Source organism: Blautia wexlerae (genome assembly GCF_013300825.1).
Taxonomy (GTDB): Bacteria; Bacillota; Clostridia; order Lachnospirales; family Lachnospiraceae; genus Blautia_A; species Blautia_A wexlerae_B.
The window spans coordinates 1-17,265 of record NZ_JAAIMY010000031.1 but is presented as its reverse complement, the minus strand read 5'-3'; the positions used below and the strand labels follow the sequence as shown (position 1 = coordinate 17,265).

Here is a 17,265-nt window from a genome sequence, read left to right as displayed (position 1 = left end):
TGCGGGGATTACTGTGATTACAAATTCATATAAAAGCGGGGCAGGGAAACAATGGATAAGCGGATTTTGCGCGAGAGGATGCGCAGAAAGAAACGCCAGATGATGATCCGTCATTATACGAAGATCGGACTTTCTGTGGCAGGTCTGATTCTGGCACTTGTATTTATAGTGAGAGGAATTATCATTCCGATCGCTCATCATATATCAGGAGATGGAAGCGGCAATACGGCTGTGCAGGCTCAGGCAGATACAGAGGAAGTTCAGGCAAATTCCGATGCTGCGGTGAGACAGCCATTGAAGGGTAAATCAGATACAGATAAGATTGCCACGATGACAGCCGGATGGCATGAGGATGCTAACGGAAAGTGGTATCAGAATACAGATGGTACATATTTTTCAAATGGATTTCAGGATATAGATGGTGTCACCTATTCTTTTGACGAAAACGGATATATACAGACAGGATGGGTAGAAAAAGGAGTGAAGGATTATTACTTTAATGAGGACGGATCTTATGATCCGAGTAAGGTACGTCCGATGCTGGCACTGACTTTTGATGATGGTCCGGGACAGTATACAGATGAATTACTGGATTGTCTGGAACAGAATAATGCTCATGCAACATTCTTTATGCTTGGCCAGAATGTCAGTTCATATCCGGATGCACCAAAACGTATGTTGGAACTTGGATGTGAGGTTGGAAGTCATTCCTGGGATCATACACAGTTGACGACAATTGATCTTGATGCAGTTGCAAAGCAGTTCTCTGATACAGATGACGCATTAATTCAGGCATGTGGTCAGGGGGCGAGTGTGGCACGTGCACCTTACGGTGATGGAAATTCAGATATTTATAATACTGTAAATAAGCCGTTCTTTATGTGGTCGCTGGACACAGAAGACTGGAAACTTATGGATGCAGATGCAGACTATAACGCGGTAATGAATGGAGATCTGACAGATGGAACTATCATTCTGATGCATGATATTCATGAACCGTCTGTAAAGGCAGCTCTGAGGCTGATACCGGATCTTATCGCACAGGGATATAAACTTGTAACAGTAAGTGAGATGGCAGAAGCCAAGAATGTGACCTTACAGAATGCATGTTATGTGGATTTCTGGCCGAGCACACTCAGTAATGGAGGCGTGCCGGGATATCAGGGCGGTTCCGATGCAGCAGCTTCCACAGACGGAACAGATGGTACATCTGATGCAAGCGCAGATTCTTCTGACGGAAGCACAGATTCCTCAGATGAAAGTGGGGATTATTCGGATGGAAGTTCAGACGATGGAAGTTCAGACGGTGGAAGTTATGATGATGGAAGTTCGGATGACGGAAGTTATGATGATGGAAGTTCAGATGATTCGGAAGATTACAGTGATGATTCTGTAGATTACGGAGATGGAACGGAATAAAAAACATATGCAATCCTGCAGTGTGGATCATACAGAGTAATTACGAACATACGAAAGAGCAAAGAAGAGAGCAAAGGCACTTCTTTGCTCTTTATGTTTTTTACAAAAAATACATAAAATATATTAAAAAATTGTTGAATATATACATATTTTTAATTGACGTATGGAATGTCCATTGGTATAATAGGGCTTATAGAATGACTAAAAGTCAGTTCGTATTCCTGATTGAACTTGCTGTAAGATAGTTACTGTTCACACGCCAAAATTCCATTGCCGCAGGCAATCTGGAATGAATTTTGGCTACGTTACTGAGAAGAGAGTGAACAGCAGTGTAAGAGATTCTGTTACGGCATTATTTTATGGAATCAGTATCTGTAAAAAGATAGAAACCGAAGTTAAGGGAGGACTCCAGATGGGTGTGAGTATGAAATTTACGGATTTGGATCAATATTTATTTGGACAGGGAACCAATTATGAAGTATACAAGAAACTGGGTGCCCATCCGACTACATACAGACGAAAAAAGGGTGTATATTTTGCGGTCTGGGCACCGAATGCACAGTCTGTTTCTGTAATCGGTGAATTTAATGACTGGGAGGAAGAAGCAAACCCGATGGAGAAGGTTGGGCCGATTGGTGTTTATGAAGTGTTTGTTCCGGGAGCGAAGATAGGACAGCTGTATAAATTCTTTATCGTGGGTGCGCATGGAGAGAAGCTTTATAAGGCAGATCCCTATGCAAATGAAGCTGAACTCCGTCCGGGTACAGCCTCCAGGATCACAGATATCACAGACTATAAATGGAAGGATGCCACATGGATCAAGAACAGAGAGAAGTTTGATGAGCAGGTAGAGCCTATGGCAATCTATGAGGTTCATCCGGGTTCATGGAAGAAACATCCGCAGTCAGAGGAAAATGAAAAAGGATTTTATAATTACAGAGAATTCGCACATGCCCTGGCAGCTTATGTGAAGGAAATGGGATATACCCATGTAGAGCTTATGGGAATCGCAGAGCATCCTTTTGACGGTTCCTGGGGATATCAGGTGACCGGATATTATGCACCGACTTCCAGATATGGAACACCACAGGATTTCAAGTATATGGTGGATTATTTACATCAGAATAAGATTGGAGTTATCCTTGACTGGGTACCTGCACATTTCCCGAAAGATGCCCATGGTCTTGCAAACTTTGACGGAACTGCAGTGTATGAGCACGCAGATCCGAGACAGGGAGAACATCCGGACTGGGGTACCAAGATTTATAATTATGGACGCCCGGAGGTTAAGAACTTCCTGATTGCAAATGCCCTTTACTGGGTGGAGGAGTGCCACGTAGACGGACTTCGTGTGGATGCTGTTGCTTCCATGCTTTATCTTGATTATGGTAAGAAGGATGGAGAATGGGTCGCAAATAAATATGGCGGAAATCAGAATCTGGAGGCTATTGAATTCTTTAAGCATCTGAATACAGTAGTACTTGGAAGGAATCATGGAACTGTGATGATCGCTGAGGAATCTACTGCGTGGCCGATGGTTACAGGGGATGCGGAGAAGGACGGACTTGGTTTCAGTCTGAAGTGGAATATGGGATGGATGAATGACTTCCTGGAATATATGAAGCTGGATCCGTATTTCCGTAAATTTAATCATAATAAGATGACTTTCTCCATGTCATATGCATACAGCGAGAGATATGTATTAGTTCTTTCTCATGATGAGGTGGTTCATCTGAAATGCTCCATGCTTGAGAAGATGCCGGGAGAGTTACCGGACAAATTCAGGAATTTAAAGGCTGCATATTCATTTATGAACTGCCATCCGGGCAAGAAGCTTCTGTTTATGGGACAGGAATTCGGACAGCTTCGTGAGTGGAGTGAGGAGAGGGAACTTGACTGGTTCCTCCTGAACGAAGAGCCGCACAAGGAACTTCAGAATTATGTGCATGATCTACTGACTATTTATAAGAAATATCCTGCACTTTATGCCGGTGATAATGATCCGGAAGGATTTGAGTGGATCAATGCTGATGACGGGGACAGAAGTATTTTCAGCTTTGTGAGAAAGTCTCCTACAAAGAGAAACAATATTCTTTACGTAGTTAACTTTACACCTGTTGACCGTCCGGATTACAGGGTTGGTGTTCCGAAGAAAAAACAGTACAAGCTGATCATGGACGAGAATGGACTTCTGGAGCAACCAAAGATATTTAAGGCAGTAAAACAGGAATGCGATAACAGAGAGTTTTCCTTCGCATATCCGTTGCCGGCTTATGGGGTTGCGATTTTTACATATTAATTTTGGGGATGATTTCAGGCTATATGTAAATATCTGAGAGAATTATTGTCAGAGGCATGCTGTTTATTTGATAATATTGCAGAGTAAGGCTGATAATATATGAAAAATTCGTGAAATATAAATAATTGCTTTTGGAATTTATCTGAGTTATAATTATCGCGAACATAAGAAATAGAGAGAATAATGGTTTCCATGTTGAAAGGAGAACGGACATGAAAGTATCTAACATTAAAGATATTGATAAATTTTTTTCTGTAGTTGACAGCTGCGAAGGCAGAGTAGAATTAGTAACAGGCGAAGGTGACAGACTGAACCTTAAATCTAAATTATCCCAGTATGTATCTCTGGCAAACATTTTCTCAGGTGGAGAGATTCCGGAACTTGAGATCGTTGCTTATGAGAAAGACGATATTGATAAATTAATGAGCTTTATGATCAACGGTTGATCATTAGTGTATACAGGAGGGGGCATGATGGTGGATCATGCCCCTTTCTTTGATGTGAACAGGCAGGTTGTTCTGAAAGTATTGAATAACTGCAGGATATCTGTAAACCAGGGGGCACAGGTGTTTCCTGGTCAAAATGCGTTAATGGCAGACTTGAATACATTGGATATCTTATGTATAATGAGTACGTTGCAGGTAAATATATAAACAGATAGATAATGATGGAAGTTCCAAAAGTTATTCTGTTTGTTCATAAAAATGGCAGAATATAAAAAATGACGGCTATATGGCAGTTATTCAGAAATATAAATCTTAATGAAGAGGAGAAATAAGACAATGGCAACTAAGATTGATATTATTTCCGGTTTCCTTGGAGCCGGTAAAACTACATTGATTAAGAAACTTCTGAAAGAGGCTTATGCAGATGAGCAGGTTGTACTGATCGAGAATGAATTTGGTGAGATTGGCATTGACGGTGGTTTCCTGAAGGAAGCGGGAATCCAGATCAGGGAAATGAATTCCGGATGTATCTGCTGTTCATTAGTGGGAGATTTTGGCACTTCTCTGAAAGAGGTTGTGGATAAATATCATCCGGACAGAATACTGATCGAGCCATCAGGTGTTGGTAAACTCTCAGATGTTATCAAGGCAGTACAGGGTGTTCAGGGAGATGTGGATATCGTTTTGAACAGCTATACAACTGTAGTTGATGCAAAGAAGTGCAAAATGTATATGAGAAACTTTGGTGAGTTCTTTGATAATCAGGTTGAATATGCAGGTGCGATCATTATGAGCCGTACAGATATCATTGATGAGAAGAAAGCGCAGCAGGCAATGGAACTTCTTCGTGGAATTAATGCGAAAGCTGCTATCATCACCACTCCGATTGAGAAACTGGACGGAAAGAAAATCCTTGAGGTTATGGAGAAACCGGTATCTCTTGAGGAAGAACTGATGTCTGAGGAAGAGGTATGCCCGGAGTGCGGACATGTACATGAACATGGAGAACATCATCACCACGATCACGACCATGAATGTGGCTGTGAACATGACCACGAAGACCATGAACATCATCACCATGACCACGACCATGAATGCGGCTGCGGACATGATCACGAAGACCATGAGCATCATCACCACGATCACGACCATGAATGCGGCTGCGGACATGATCATCATGATCATCACCATCATCACGCAGATGAGGTATTTACAAGCTGGGGACGTGAGACGATTAAGAAATACACAAGAGAAGGTCTTGAGAAGATGCTTGAGGCTCTTTCCGCTTCAGAAGATTACGGTATTATTCTTCGTGCAAAGGGAATGCTTCCTGCAGAAGACGGAACATGGATTTATTTTGACATGGTTCCGGAGGAAACAGAAATCCGTGAAGGTGCACCGGAATACACAGGTCGTCTCTGCGTAATCGGCTCTAAACTGAAAGAAGATAAACTTGCAGAATTATTCGGGCTTGCATAATGATCATGAGGAAGCAGCGATTTATGGCAATCCTCTAAAATACTGCATCTGGATTCAGCTCATCGGAGCATGAAATCCTGTGTCATAGATGCGAGACTGAACGATTTCGGCAGATAATAACAGAATCAGGATAAAGATAAAGGAATAAATTATATGATGGATGATATCAGAGTTCCCATTTATTTGGTTACAGGATTCCTGGAAAGCGGAAAGACTACTTTTCTGGATTTTACACTGCAGCAGGAGTATTTTGCCATTGACGGCAAAACTCTGCTGATCCTTTGCGAAGAAGGCGAAGAAGAATATGATATGGATAAACTGAAACTTACAAACACAGTTGTGGAAGTGATCGAGGATGAAGAAGATCTGACACCACAGCGTCTGGCTGCCATGGATATCATTCATCAGCCGGAGCGTGTTGTGATCGAGTACAACGGAATGTGGCTTGTAAGTAAGTTTGAGCAGATGGAGCTTCCGGAAGGCTGGGGCATTGAGCAGGAAATTACCTGTGTGGATGCAACAACCTATCAGGTATATATGGCAAATATGAAATCTCTGTTCATGGATATGATCAGAAATACAGATATGGTTGTATTTAACCGTTGTAAAGAAGGAGATCCGCTTCCTGCATACAGACGAGGGATTAAGGTTGCAAATCAGAGCGCAGAGGTTATTTTTGAAAATGAAGAGGGCGAGATGGACGACATTTTCCAGGATGAGATGCCGTTTGATATCAATGCACCGATTATTGAAATCCCGCCGGAAGATTATGGTATCTGGTTTGTGGATGCCATGGATAATCCGGATAAATATGTAGACAAAATTGTCCGCTTTAAAGGACGTGTCATGAAACCACGTGGAATGGGAAGCAAATTCTTTGTTCCGGGACGTGTGGCAATGACTTGCTGCGCAGATGATACCACCTTCCTTGGATATGTGTGCAGAAGCGATTATGCACCGCATATCAAAGAGGGCAGCTGGGTAGAAGTAACAGCGAAGGTTGCGTTTGAGAATCGTACAGAATATCAGGGCGAGGGCATTGTTCTTTATGCAAGTGATGTGAAAGAATGCGAGCCACTTAAGGAAGAAATGGTATATTTTAATTAATTATCTTAGCGTGTATTTGAAAAATGCTTTCTGCAAGATGTGCGTCACAATTTGCGGGATTGATTTTTTAAACACACTTTAGAGTATGTTAAAAAAATAAATTTGACATCAGGACAGGTATGGTAATTCCGGAAAATGGTGTTAAATTATTCAGGAGACACATATATGTATTTAGTAGTTGGCCTGGGAAATCCCGGGAAGCAGTATGAGGCAACGCGCCATAATATGGGCTTTGATACGATTGACAGTCTGGTGGAAGATTATAATGTTCCTCAGGGTGGTGTGAAGTTTAATGCCATGTATGGCAAAACTATGATCGGCGGGGAGAAAGTGATTCTTATGAAGCCGCTTTCTTTTATGAACCTGAGTGGCGGTCCTGTCCGTGAGATGGCGAATTATTTTAAAATTGATCCGGAATCAGAACTTATTGTTATTTATGATGATATTGATCTGGAGCCCGGACAGCTCCGTATCCGCAAGCAGGGAAGTGCCGGCGGACATAACGGAATCAAAGATATTATCCGCCAGCTTGGTACGGAGAAATTTCTTCGTATCAAAGTAGGAGTTGGTGCCAAGCCCAAGGGATGGGATCTGGCAGACCATGTACTTGGCAGATTTTCCACAGAGGACAGGAAACTTGTGGATGAAGCTATAGGAAGAGCTGCAAAGTCTGTGGATATCATAATCTCACAGGGGGCAGATGCAGCCATGAATGAATATAACAGGAAAGTACCTGTACAGAAATAAGCGGACAGGAAACAGATGATTGTTCAGTAAAAAGATATAAAAAGCGGTAACTGGAAACAGAAGCCGCTTTTATTACGTTGAAGGATCATGAGGGGTGAAGATGAAAGCATTTTTGACACCTCTGCAGGGGCTTGCAGAGTTTGAACAGATTAAAGAAAAGAGCAAAACAAATAAAGGGATTCTGCAGGTTTCCGGATGTATGGAATCGCAGAAATCTCATTTGATATACGGACTTTCAGAGGGGATATCTTATCGCCTGATCCTGGCTGAGGACGAACGACGCGCCAGAGAAATTTATGAGGATTACAGATTCTATGACAGAAAAGTGTATTCTTATCCGGCAAAGGATCTTCTGTTTTTTCAGGCAGATATCCATGGAAATCTTCTGATACGTCAGAGAATGAAGGTTATTAAGGCGTTACTGGAAGAGAAAGAACTGACAGTTGTTACAAGCATTGACGGATGTATGGATTTTCTGGAATCTCTGGAAAAGATAAAAGAACAACTGATCCATTACGAAAGTGACAGCACCGTAGACACAGAACAGTTGAAGAATCAGCTGGTGGCTCTGGGTTACGAGCGGGCAGGACAGGTGGAAATGCCCGGGCAGTTTTCTGTGCGCGGTGGTATTGTGGATATTTACTGTCTTACTGAGGAAAATCCATGGAGAATTGAGCTTTGGGGAGATGAGATTGATTCTATCCGGAGTTTTGATCCGGAGAGTCAGCGTTCTCTGGAAAAGCTGGAAGAGATTACGATCTATCCGGCGGTGGAGCATATAGGGGACAAGGATATGGTTTCCTTCCTGGATTATTTTCCGGAGGAAAGAACCATAATCTTTCTGGATGAACCAAACCGACTGACTGAGAAAGGCGGGGCTGTAGAAGAAGAGTACAGACAGAGCCGTATGCACAGAGAGGAAAAAGGTAGCCGGAATCTGCCGGAAAACTGGCTCTGCTCTTTTGAACAGCTTCAAAAAGAACTGAATAAACGCAACTGTATTTCTGTATGTGCGCTGGAACCGAAACAGGCAGGCTGGAAAGTGCGGGAAAAATTTTACCTGGAGGTAAAATCAGTCAATGCTTATAACAATAGTTTTGAACTTCTGGTAAAAGACCTTCATCAGTACAAGAAACAGGGATACAGGATCGCACTGCTTTCCGGTTCCCGCACAAGAGCCGAGAGGCTGGCAAAGGATCTTCAGGAAGAGGGACTGGCAGCCTTTTATGGCCAGGATTATGACAGGGAAATCTGTCCGGGCGAGATCATGGTGGTTTATGGCCATGCAAAGAAGGGCTTTGAATATCCGTTGATCAAGTTTGCGGTAATGACAGAATCTGACATCTTTGGACAGGAACAGAAGAAGAAAAAGAAGAAAAAAAATTACAGCGGAAACCGTATTCAGGATTTTGCTGAGCTTTCCATTGGTGATTTTGTTGTTCATGAGAAGCATGGTCTTGGTATTTATCGCGGGATTGAGAAAGTTGAAGTAGACAGAATTGTCAAAGATTATATTAAGATTGAATACAGAGGTGGAAGCAACCTCTATATTCTTGCCACACAGCTTGACTGTCTGCAGAAATATTCGGGTGCAGATGCGGCAAAGACTCCGAAACTGAATAAACTTGGCACTCAGGAGTGGAATAAAACAAAGAGCAAGGTTCGAGGTGCAGTTAAGAATATTGCGAAGGAGCTGGTAGAGCTTTATGCGGTTCGTCAGGAAAAGGAAGGATATGTCTGTGGTCCTGATACTGTATGGCAGAAGGAATTTGAAGAGATGTTTCCATATGAAGAAACTGAGGATCAGCTCAGTGCCATTGAGGATGCCAAACGTGATATGGAAAGCACTAAGATTATGGACCGGCTTATCTGTGGAGATGTGGGCTATGGCAAAACAGAAGTGGCTCTGCGTGCTGCGTTTAAGGAAGTGCAGGAGAGCAGACAGGTAGCTTATCTTGCACCTACCACAATCCTTGCACAGCAGATTTATAATACCTTTGTCCAGAGGATGAAGGAATTTCCGGTGCGTGTGGAACTGTTGTGCAGATTCCGGACTCCGGCACAACAGAAGAAGGCAATCGAAGATCTGAAAAAAGGTCAGGTAGATGTGATCATTGGAACGCACAGAATTCTTTCCAAAGATGTACAGTTTAAAAATCTTGGCCTGTTGATCGTTGATGAGGAACAGCGGTTTGGAGTTACGCATAAGGAAAAAATCAAGCAGTTAAAGAAGGATGTGGATGTCCTTACACTGACTGCAACGCCCATTCCCCGTACTCTTCATATGAGCCTGATCGGAATCCGGGATATGAGTGTCCTGGAGGAGCCTCCTATGGACAGAATGCCGATCCAGACATATGTTATGGAATATGATGAAGAGACAGTCCGAGAGGCTATCAACAGGGAATTGCGCAGAGGCGGACAGGTTTATTATGTTTATAATCGAGTGACGGATATTGCAGATGTTGCCCTGCGTATTGCGAAGCTGGTGCCGGACGCAAGGGTGGACTTTGCTCATGGACAGATGAGCGAGAGGGAACTGGAGAATGTGATGTATTCCTTTGTAAACGGGGATATTGATGTGCTGGTTTCCACTACGATCATTGAGACAGGACTGGATATTTCCAATGTAAATACTATGATTATCCATGATTCAGACAGATACGGGCTTTCTCAGCTTTATCAGCTTCGGGGAAGAATCGGGCGTTCCAACAGAACCGCCTATGCGTTTCTGATGTACAGACAGAATATGATGCTGAAGGAGACGGCTGAGAAGCGGCTGGCTGCAATCCGTGAGTATACAGATCTGGGAAGTGGATTTAAGATTGCTATGAGAGATCTGGAACTTCGAGGTGCTGGAAATCTTCTGGGTGCGCAGCAGCATGGACATATGAATGCGGTTGGATATGATCTTTACTGCAAAATGCTAAGTGAGGCAGTAAAAGAGGCGAAGGGAATCCATACGATGGAGGACTTCGAGACGTCGGTTGACCTGAATGTGGATGCCTATATTCCGGATTCCTATATCAGCAATGAATTTCAGAAACTGGATATTTATAAAAGAATTGCAGGGATTGAGACACAGCAGGATTATGATGATATGCTGGAAGAACTTCTGGATCGTTTCGGGGAGCCTGGAAAGGCAGTGCTGAATCTTCTGGCTGTTGCAAAGTTAAAGGCTATTGCTCATCAGGGGTATGTAACAGAAATAAAGCAGACTGGAAAAACAGTCCGGTTTACACTCTATGAGAAGGCAAAACTGAATACGGAGGGCTTTCCTGCGCTTATGCAGAAATACAGAAGAGGACTGCAGTTTAAGAATGAACAGGAACCGAAATTCATCCTGGAACCACAGGGAAACCTGATCCTGGCATTGACAGAATTTGCAGAGGAGCTTAAGAGCATGGCGGAAAATATGTGAAATATACTACATATTTTTCGATTTGCCTTGCCCTTCGCAGGAAAAAAGTTTATACTCTAATAACAGTACATTCTGGGAAAGTGGTATGGAAGAAAGACCAGATTGATAATATGGAGGAAGAAATGAAAAAAATGGTAAAGAGAACAGCCGTTGTGACGTTGGCAGGTGTGATGTCAGTTGGTATGCTTTCCGGCTGTGGAAGTAAAGCATTAGATGGAACAAAGACAGTGGCTACTGTTGACGGAACAGATATTCCGCTTGGAGTTGTAAGTCTTTATGCCCGTGAACAGCAGCAGCAGACAACAACCATGTATTTGAATTATATGGGAAGTGCAGATAATATCTGGGATCAGACTGCCGGTGATGATTCAGATGAGACTTATGGTGATCAGGCAGTGACAAGCAGTCTGGAGTCTATTGAGAAGATGTATGTTCTTAAAGAGAAAGCAGCGGATTATAAAGTAGAGCTTACAGATGACGATGAAACTGCAATTGCAGATGCAGCGTCACAGTTTATGGCTGCAAACAGCGAAGAGACAATCAAAGAACTTGCGGTAACTGAGGATCAGGTAAAAACACTTCTGGAGCTTCAGACAATTCAGAAGAAGATGTATGATCCGGTTGTGGAAGAAGGAAATATCACAGTTTCTGATGATGAGGCAAATCAGACAACCTTCACTTATGTAAGTATTTCTACAAGCGGTGATGATGTAACTGATGAAGAGAAGGAGACCAAGAAGGAACAGGCTCAGGAGATTCTTGACAAGATGAAAGAAGATCCTGCAGCAGACATGAGTGAGATTGCCAAGGGTGTAGATGACAGTTATTCTGCAGTACAGGGTAACTTTACAACCAAAGAGAGCGAAGATAAGGATGAAGATTCCAGTAGCGAGGCATATCCGGATGAGGTTCTGAAGGTTCTGCGAGGACTGAAGGACGGAGAAGTTGCAGATAATATTATTGAGACTGACACAGGATACTATGTAGTAAGACTTGACAAGATCAATGATGAAGATGCCACAGCTTCCAAGCGAGAATCTCTTCAGAATTCCAAAGAAAGTACCTATTTTACAGATACAACTGCTAAATGGCTGGATGAGGCAGATGTAAAGGTAGTTAAGAAAGTCCTTAAGACGCTTAAGATCACTGACAAACATACCTTCATGGCGCCGACTCCTACCCCGATTCCGGAGACACCGACACCTGAGGTGACAGAAGAGGTAACGCCAACACCGGAAACAGAGGAAGTTACAGAAACACCTGCAGCAGAAGATACAGATGTGACTGAGACACCTGCGGCAGAGGAAGAAGCAGAAACTACTGAAACACCGGAAGCAACACCGACAGAAGCAGCTAAATAAGAAAATCCGAACTGTCAGTAGCCTGCTGATAGGAATTGAGTATTGTAAATTAAAACAGCTATGATGAAAACCTGAGTGTTTTCACATAGCTGTTTTTGAGTTGTTGGAATTGCTGTAACGTAAAAAAATCAGGAAATAACAGTGTCACGTCCATGTGTTTTTCCGTAATAGAGTTTGTCATCTGCCCGTTTTACAATATCAGAGATACTGGACTGAAAATCGTTCTCCTCTACGCCGAAAGTCATGGTTACATGGATGGTAATATCTTTATAGCTTATAATACATTTGCTTACTGCGATGTTGATTTCATTCATAAGGGCAGTGGCATTATCAAGATTCATTTCGGGAAAAAAGAAAAGAAATTCTTCCCCTCCCCATCTGCACACGTGTCCTGCTCCGAGAGTTTTTTCTCTGAATAAATCCGAGAGGGATTTTAATACCTGATCACCACAGTTATGTCCATAAGTATCGTTAATTTTTTTGAAAAAATCAATATCACCGATTGCGATACTGAAATTCTCGTTTGGATTTGCCCTGATATGGTTTTTGAGAACTTCTTCCATGCGGCGCCTGTTATAAAGTGTAGTCAGCGGATCAGTTCCGGCCTGCTGCTGAAGCTCAATATTATACAACATCAGATGCTGTTCGGCTTTCTGAAGATTGGAACTGAAAGATATACAGATCACGCTCGTGACAACGAAGAATACAACTGTATTTAAAATCTGTATGATCAGTATATGAATTCCGGTAAAAACATATACAGGAGGATGAGTCTGGCAGTGGAAAAACAGAGCCATTCGCATAACAAATAAAAAGACTGTAAAAGCAATTTTATTAAATAATGTATCGTACAGCGAAAACATGGAAACCAGCATTAATGGTAAAATAAAGCTTGTCGCACCGGTTTCCCATCCATAATAGTAGAGAAAATAGCAAATCCATCCTGCGGAGATCGTAACATAAAACAAAAGGTTCCATCGTATGAATGTATGGTTTATATAGTGCCTTGCGAGAAGACATACAATAAGCCAGCCTGCAGCAGGAAGTGTATGAAGCGGATATCCGAAACCTGTGATGCAGATGATGAGTAATAAAAAATATACAGCATAGATTTCATAGGAGCGTTTCAATGCGAAATAAAAATACAAAGGGGTGGTTTCTGCGTCAAATTTATGGTTGATCATACCCATAATTATTCTCCTGAGCATACAAAAATAACGCAGGCGTAAATAAGATTAGGATACGTTATTTTTATATTGGGTTAAATGAGACGGAAATGCTTCAAAGCATTGGCAATTCCGTTATCTTCGATATTGGTTGTCTGGTAAGTGCAGTGAGGCAGGATCAGGGGATCCGAGTCGCCCATTGCGATGCTGTTTCCGGCGAACTGCAGCATAAGAAGATCGTTCGTGCTGTCGCCGAATGCATAGGTATCTTTGACCGGAACCCCAAGGCGGTCTGCCAGAAACCGGATTCCGGTTGCTTTGCTGAGATTTTTCTGAGTCAGTTCCCAGGCCTTGTCTTCATGTATGAAACACAGAAAATGTTCATCTGCAAATTTGCGGAAAGTTTCCATATCAGAATCAGCAGACGGAAAAGCCAGAAACTTGTCAAATGTAAAATGGTTGTATGTTTCGGGCGGGTAGAGAGCCAGATCTTCTACTATAACTTCTGCTTTCAGCTTCTGAACAGTTTCAGGAACAGCACATGAACTGCTGTCATATAAAATCTTATCCGGGCGTTCAAAAAACGCAGGAATTCTGCATTCCCGCAGTAATTCTGTTGTTTTACGGCAAAGCGGATTTGGAATAGAACTGGAAAACAAAAGCTCTTCATTCATATAAATCTGGCTGCCGCATCCGCATACATAGCCGTCGAATCCCATTTCTTTAATGATTTCCGGAATCATTGTATAGGTACGTCCGGAATTGATGAAAAGGAGATGACCATTATAGCGGGCTTCTTTTAAAGCCTGTTTCGCACTGTCCGGAACTGTCCATGGGTAAGGGGTTAACAGGGTTTTGTCAATGTCAAAAAATAAGAGTTTACGATTATTCTCCATCAGATGTCTCCTCTGTCTCAGTGTCTGTATTGTCATAAAATTCGTCATCAGAAGGATTTTCATTTCCTGTATGTACGCGGATTCCGTTCAGTTCAACTTCGCCTTCCATTGGGATCACAAGGCACTTGCGTCCGTCAATTACGCGTGTTTCCACAAGATCGGCACGTTCAGGATCTACGTGGACTACAACATCCGGGGTTTTGATCTCGAATTTTTTTGTATTGGTGATGTTGGAAGCAACCAGAGAGGATTTTTCCCCGGCTGTGATCTCGTATTGTTCATCAAATGACTGTAGTTTTTCATCTTCTACGCCGCATTCTTCAAAGAGGCGTTTTACCTCAGATTTGGTCAGAACTACAGGTTCCGGCTCATCCTTCTGTGATTCGATCAGGTCGTTTAATTTCTCGTGAATGCTTAATACAGTGTCATATCTGCAGTCGTCGCCCAGAGTATCTTCAACCAGTGCGTTAAAGGAATCACGCTGTCCTCCTGCAGAAAGAGGTGCTGTACATCCAAGCAGTTCATCGATAAAAATATCCCGAAGCTCGTTTGCATTTTTACTATAATAAAGGACACCATGGATGTCAGTGCTGCGGTCGTTAAACTGCGGGAAAAGGAAAGCAACATCCGGAAGTTCCACGATCCAGTCGCGGATACGGTCCTGGATGCTGTTGGTTTCGGCATTGTAGCAAAGACCTGCCTTAGAGAGTTTTACAGGACAGATACAGCACATGATGTGCTCATAAATCTCATCAGATGCATCAAACATTTCTGCACCGTCGGAAGACTTTCCGGGGATATCATATACTCCATGGATCAGGATGATGTAGTAGTTTTCGGGATAATCATAGTTTTCAATGATCTTATCGTAGAAACTTTCTACCAGTGCATCATCGGTCAGTTTGCTTTCTCTCAGTTTCATAAGAAAATGTTGAGTTCCGCCCTCAGTTTCCTGCTCGAGAGGAAATTCCATGTTCATCAGATTTTTTCCTATTGTTCCGGAAAGGGATTTGCGGAAAATTTCAAAGTATTTGAACATTTCTTCTTCTGATAAAGAGAGAAATGCTTCTTTCAGTTCGGTTTTTTTATTCTTTTCTCCGTCAACGTAACATCCGCAGATGCGGGTGAGAGAACAGTTCTCAGGAGTGAACTGTTTCTTGATTTCAGAAATTTCTTTTTTGTTCATATAGTTTTATACCTCATGTTAGTCTGTTCTTTATTATAGACCAGTTGTGATGCAGGGGCAAGGAAATTTGCCTGAAAATTATGGGAAATACAGGTGAGTTTTGGTAGATGTAGTGCTATAATATAGGAAGATATTGTTGCCTGGCTGTGTTGCTGAGAACGTGGTGGACAGTAATGTTGCTTTGACAGTGATGAAAATAAATACAGGAGGATATGAGACATGAATGAAACAATAAAAAATCTTTTGGAGCGAAGAAGTGTACGTGGTTATAAAGAAGATCTGGTGCCGGAAGAAGTGTTGAATGAGATTCTTGAAGCAGGGGAATACGCACCAAGCGGAATGGGACAACAGGGTACACTTATGGTAGTAACACAGAATCCGGAACTTGTTGCGAGGCTTTCTAAAATGAATGCGGATGTGATGGGGACTGAGAGTGATCCGTTCTATGGGGCACCGACAGTTGTTGTGGTCTTTGCAGACAGTAATATGCCTACCTGTGTGGAAAATGGAAGCCTGGTTATGGGAAATCTGATGAATGCTGCTCATGCCCTTGGGGTTGATTCCTGCTGGATTCATCGTGCAAGAGAGGTGTTTGCTTCTGAAGAAGGAAAGGCATTGAAGGCAGAGTGGGGTGTGCCAGAGTCTTATGTTGGAATTGGTCATTGTGTGCTTGGTTATCGCTCCGGGGAATATCCGAAAGCGAAAGCGAGAAAAGACGGATTTGTGATCAGGGTGTGATTGTAGTGTGGCGGCAGAGTGATTCCTGAAACAGGCTGGCAGGAAAGATGTGAGAATGTTCGGGAAATTAAGTTGCCGGCACAGTAGCTGTGAGAGAGGGTTACTGTTGAGTATATTTGATTTTAAGAGAAAGAAGTACAGAACGTTTCTGCAGGATTCTGAGACAGGTGAGGAGATTGCTGAGGAGTATGAGAAAGGCCGGGGAGTCTGGAAAAAGCATGATGTTCAGGATGGGAAAGGTTCGGAGATGAGAGAGAATCTGATAAGGAAGCATTATTGGTTTTCGGGGAGAGTGCAGGGAGTTGGATTTCGCTATCGGGCCTGTTATATTGCCAGTTCTCTGGGGGTTACCGGTTGGGTGAGAAATAACTGGGATGACCGCGTGGAGATGGAGGCGCAGGGGAGCAGGGAGCTGCTTGCGCAGATGGTGGAGATGTTGGGGCGGCAGAGGTTTATTGAGATTGAGGGGATTGAGGAGAGGGTGATTCCGGTGGAGGTTGAGAGTGGGTTTTATTCCAGATGAAAGGGACGCAAGCTCAAACAATTCTCTTTGGCTCGGTTTCGGGTCTTAAGAAAAGCTAAACCCCAGGAGATCTGCTAAAGGGGGACGCAGCCCCAAACAATTCTCTTCGGCTCGGTTTCGGGTCTTAAGAAAAACTAAGCCCGGGAAGATCAGCTAAAAGCATTCGCAGATAACTCAAACTCGCCGCGAAGCGGCTCAGACAGTGAGTGATCTGCGAATAACGCTGATCTTCCCGGGCTAAGATTTTCTAAAGGCCCTGCAAATGTCGCCGAAGAGAATTGTTTGGGGCTGCTGGCTGTTGGCTGAAAGAGAAGAGAGATGGTGGTCTGTTAGTTTTGTGGAATAGAAAAATTTCCTATATATAGTATGAATGGGACGGGATGTTGCGTATATATGGTATATGGATGCTGCATAATATAGGAAGGATGGTTGGAATTCAGGTGTAAGATAGACTGGATGGCTGCTGGGGATTTAGTG

14 protein-coding genes are annotated in these 17,265 nt (G+C 42.9%); 10 read left to right on the top strand and 4 right to left on the bottom strand.

Going from position 1 to position 17,265, the window contains the following annotated elements:
• Positions 1-51: 51 nt before the first annotated feature.
• The 5 genes from G4417_RS13610 (at position 52) to G4417_RS13590 (ending at position 6,750) form a co-directional block, all read left to right on the top strand.
• Complete coding sequence (locus G4417_RS13610) at positions 52-1,419, top strand: polysaccharide deacetylase family protein (RefSeq protein ID WP_173683865.1); 1,368 nt, start codon at positions 52-54, stop codon at positions 1,417-1,419.
• A 412-nt stretch (positions 1,420-1,831) separates the two neighbouring features.
• Positions 1,832-3,718: a 1,4-alpha-glucan branching protein GlgB gene (glgB, locus tag G4417_RS13605; RefSeq protein ID WP_173683880.1), complete on the top strand. Its 1,887-nt coding sequence runs from the start codon at positions 1,832-1,834 to the stop codon at positions 3,716-3,718.
• Between the two features lie 212 nt (positions 3,719-3,930).
• Complete coding sequence (locus tag G4417_RS13600; RefSeq protein ID WP_022379952.1) at positions 3,931-4,164, top strand: hypothetical protein; 234 nt, start codon at positions 3,931-3,933, stop codon at positions 4,162-4,164.
• A 336-nt stretch (positions 4,165-4,500) separates the two neighbouring features.
• The gene (locus G4417_RS13595; RefSeq protein ID WP_173683864.1) at positions 4,501-5,643 is read left to right on the top strand and encodes a CobW family GTP-binding protein; all 1,143 of its coding nucleotides are present in this window, start codon (positions 4,501-4,503) and stop codon (positions 5,641-5,643) included.
• 156 nt (positions 5,644-5,799) lie between these two features.
• A complete protein-coding gene (locus G4417_RS13590; RefSeq protein ID WP_008707706.1) occupies positions 5,800-6,750 on the top strand; it encodes a GTP-binding protein in 951 nt (316 codons plus the stop codon).
• On the opposite strand, the gene G4417_RS17775 is transcribed toward G4417_RS13590, so the two are convergent.
• Positions 6,743-6,814 carry a DUF6783 domain-containing protein gene (locus G4417_RS17775; protein WP_368196888.1) on the bottom strand — a complete coding sequence of 24 codons (72 nt, stop codon included), beginning with the start codon at positions 6,812-6,814 and terminating at the stop codon, positions 6,743-6,745. The two genes, G4417_RS13590 and G4417_RS17775, sit on opposite strands and share 8 nt — an antisense overlap.
• 101 nt (positions 6,815-6,915) lie before the next feature.
• On the opposite strand from G4417_RS17775, the gene pth reads away from it, so the two are divergent.
• The 3 genes from pth to G4417_RS13575 all read left to right on the top strand — a co-directional run bounded on the left by pth (position 6,916) and on the right by G4417_RS13575 (position 12,279).
• Positions 6,916-7,497: an aminoacyl-tRNA hydrolase gene (gene pth / locus G4417_RS13585; protein WP_173683863.1), complete on the top strand. Its 582-nt coding sequence runs from the start codon at positions 6,916-6,918 to the stop codon at positions 7,495-7,497.
• Positions 7,498-7,597: 100 nt separating this feature from the next.
• Positions 7,598-10,918 carry a transcription-repair coupling factor gene (gene mfd, locus G4417_RS13580; protein WP_173683862.1) on the top strand — a complete coding sequence of 1,107 codons (3,321 nt, stop codon included), beginning with the start codon at positions 7,598-7,600 and terminating at the stop codon, positions 10,916-10,918.
• 122 nt (positions 10,919-11,040) lie between these two features.
• A complete protein-coding gene (locus G4417_RS13575) occupies positions 11,041-12,279 on the top strand; it encodes a peptidylprolyl isomerase (protein WP_243872155.1) in 1,239 nt (412 codons plus the stop codon).
• A gap of 128 nt (positions 12,280-12,407) precedes the next feature.
• On the opposite strand, the gene G4417_RS13570 is transcribed toward G4417_RS13575, so the two are convergent.
• From G4417_RS13570 to G4417_RS13560, 3 genes are all read right to left on the bottom strand, one after another.
• Complete coding sequence (locus G4417_RS13570; protein ID WP_173683861.1) at positions 12,408-13,469, bottom strand: GGDEF domain-containing protein; 1,062 nt, start codon at positions 13,467-13,469, stop codon at positions 12,408-12,410.
• Between the two features lie 71 nt (positions 13,470-13,540).
• Positions 13,541-14,341, bottom strand: coding sequence for an HAD family hydrolase (locus G4417_RS13565; RefSeq protein WP_173683860.1), 801 nt, complete (start codon positions 14,339-14,341; stop codon positions 13,541-13,543).
• Positions 14,331-15,527 (bottom strand): DUF4317 domain-containing protein, encoded by a 1,197-nt coding sequence (locus tag G4417_RS13560; protein ID WP_118575258.1) that lies wholly within the window; start codon positions 15,525-15,527, stop codon positions 14,331-14,333. The genes G4417_RS13565 and G4417_RS13560 overlap by 11 nt, the downstream gene beginning before the upstream one ends.
• A 219-nt stretch (positions 15,528-15,746) precedes the next feature.
• On the opposite strand from G4417_RS13560, the gene G4417_RS13555 reads away from it, so the two are divergent.
• Both G4417_RS13555 and G4417_RS13550 read left to right on the top strand, forming a co-directional pair.
• Positions 15,747-16,265: a nitroreductase family protein gene (locus G4417_RS13555; RefSeq protein ID WP_173683859.1), complete on the top strand. Its 519-nt coding sequence runs from the start codon at positions 15,747-15,749 to the stop codon at positions 16,263-16,265.
• Between the two features lie 106 nt (positions 16,266-16,371).
• A complete protein-coding gene (locus G4417_RS13550; protein WP_306441525.1) occupies positions 16,372-16,788 on the top strand; it encodes an acylphosphatase in 417 nt (138 codons plus the stop codon).
• The last annotated feature ends 477 nt before the right edge of the window (positions 16,789-17,265 follow it).

Excerpts from the sequence above, each read along its gene's own strand:
- G4417_RS13600 (WP_022379952.1), top strand. The coding sequence starts at position 3,931 with ATGAAAGTATCTAACATTAAAGATATTGATAAATTTTTTTCTGTAGTT.
- G4417_RS13575 (WP_243872155.1), top strand. The coding sequence starts at position 11,041 with ATGAAAAAAATGGTAAAGAGAACAGCCGTTGTGACGTTGGCAGGTGTG.
- G4417_RS13570 (WP_173683861.1), bottom strand. The coding sequence starts at position 13,469 with ATGGGTATGATCAACCATAAATTTGACGCAGAAACCACCCCTTTGTAT.
- mfd (WP_173683862.1), top strand. The coding sequence starts at position 7,598 with ATGAAAGCATTTTTGACACCTCTGCAGGGGCTTGCAGAGTTTGAACAG.
- glgB (WP_173683880.1), top strand. The coding sequence starts at position 1,832 with ATGGGTGTGAGTATGAAATTTACGGATTTGGATCAATATTTATTTGGA.
- G4417_RS13560 (WP_118575258.1), bottom strand. The coding sequence starts at position 15,527 with ATGAACAAAAAAGAAATTTCTGAAATCAAGAAACAGTTCACTCCTGAG.
- G4417_RS13565 (WP_173683860.1), bottom strand. The coding sequence starts at position 14,341 with ATGGAGAATAATCGTAAACTCTTATTTTTTGACATTGACAAAACCCTG.
- G4417_RS13610 (WP_173683865.1), top strand. The coding sequence starts at position 52 with ATGGATAAGCGGATTTTGCGCGAGAGGATGCGCAGAAAGAAACGCCAG.
- G4417_RS13595 (WP_173683864.1), top strand. The coding sequence starts at position 4,501 with ATGGCAACTAAGATTGATATTATTTCCGGTTTCCTTGGAGCCGGTAAA.
- G4417_RS13590 (WP_008707706.1), top strand. The coding sequence starts at position 5,800 with ATGGATGATATCAGAGTTCCCATTTATTTGGTTACAGGATTCCTGGAA.
- G4417_RS13555 (WP_173683859.1), top strand. The coding sequence starts at position 15,747 with ATGAATGAAACAATAAAAAATCTTTTGGAGCGAAGAAGTGTACGTGGT.
- pth (WP_173683863.1), top strand. The coding sequence starts at position 6,916 with ATGTATTTAGTAGTTGGCCTGGGAAATCCCGGGAAGCAGTATGAGGCA.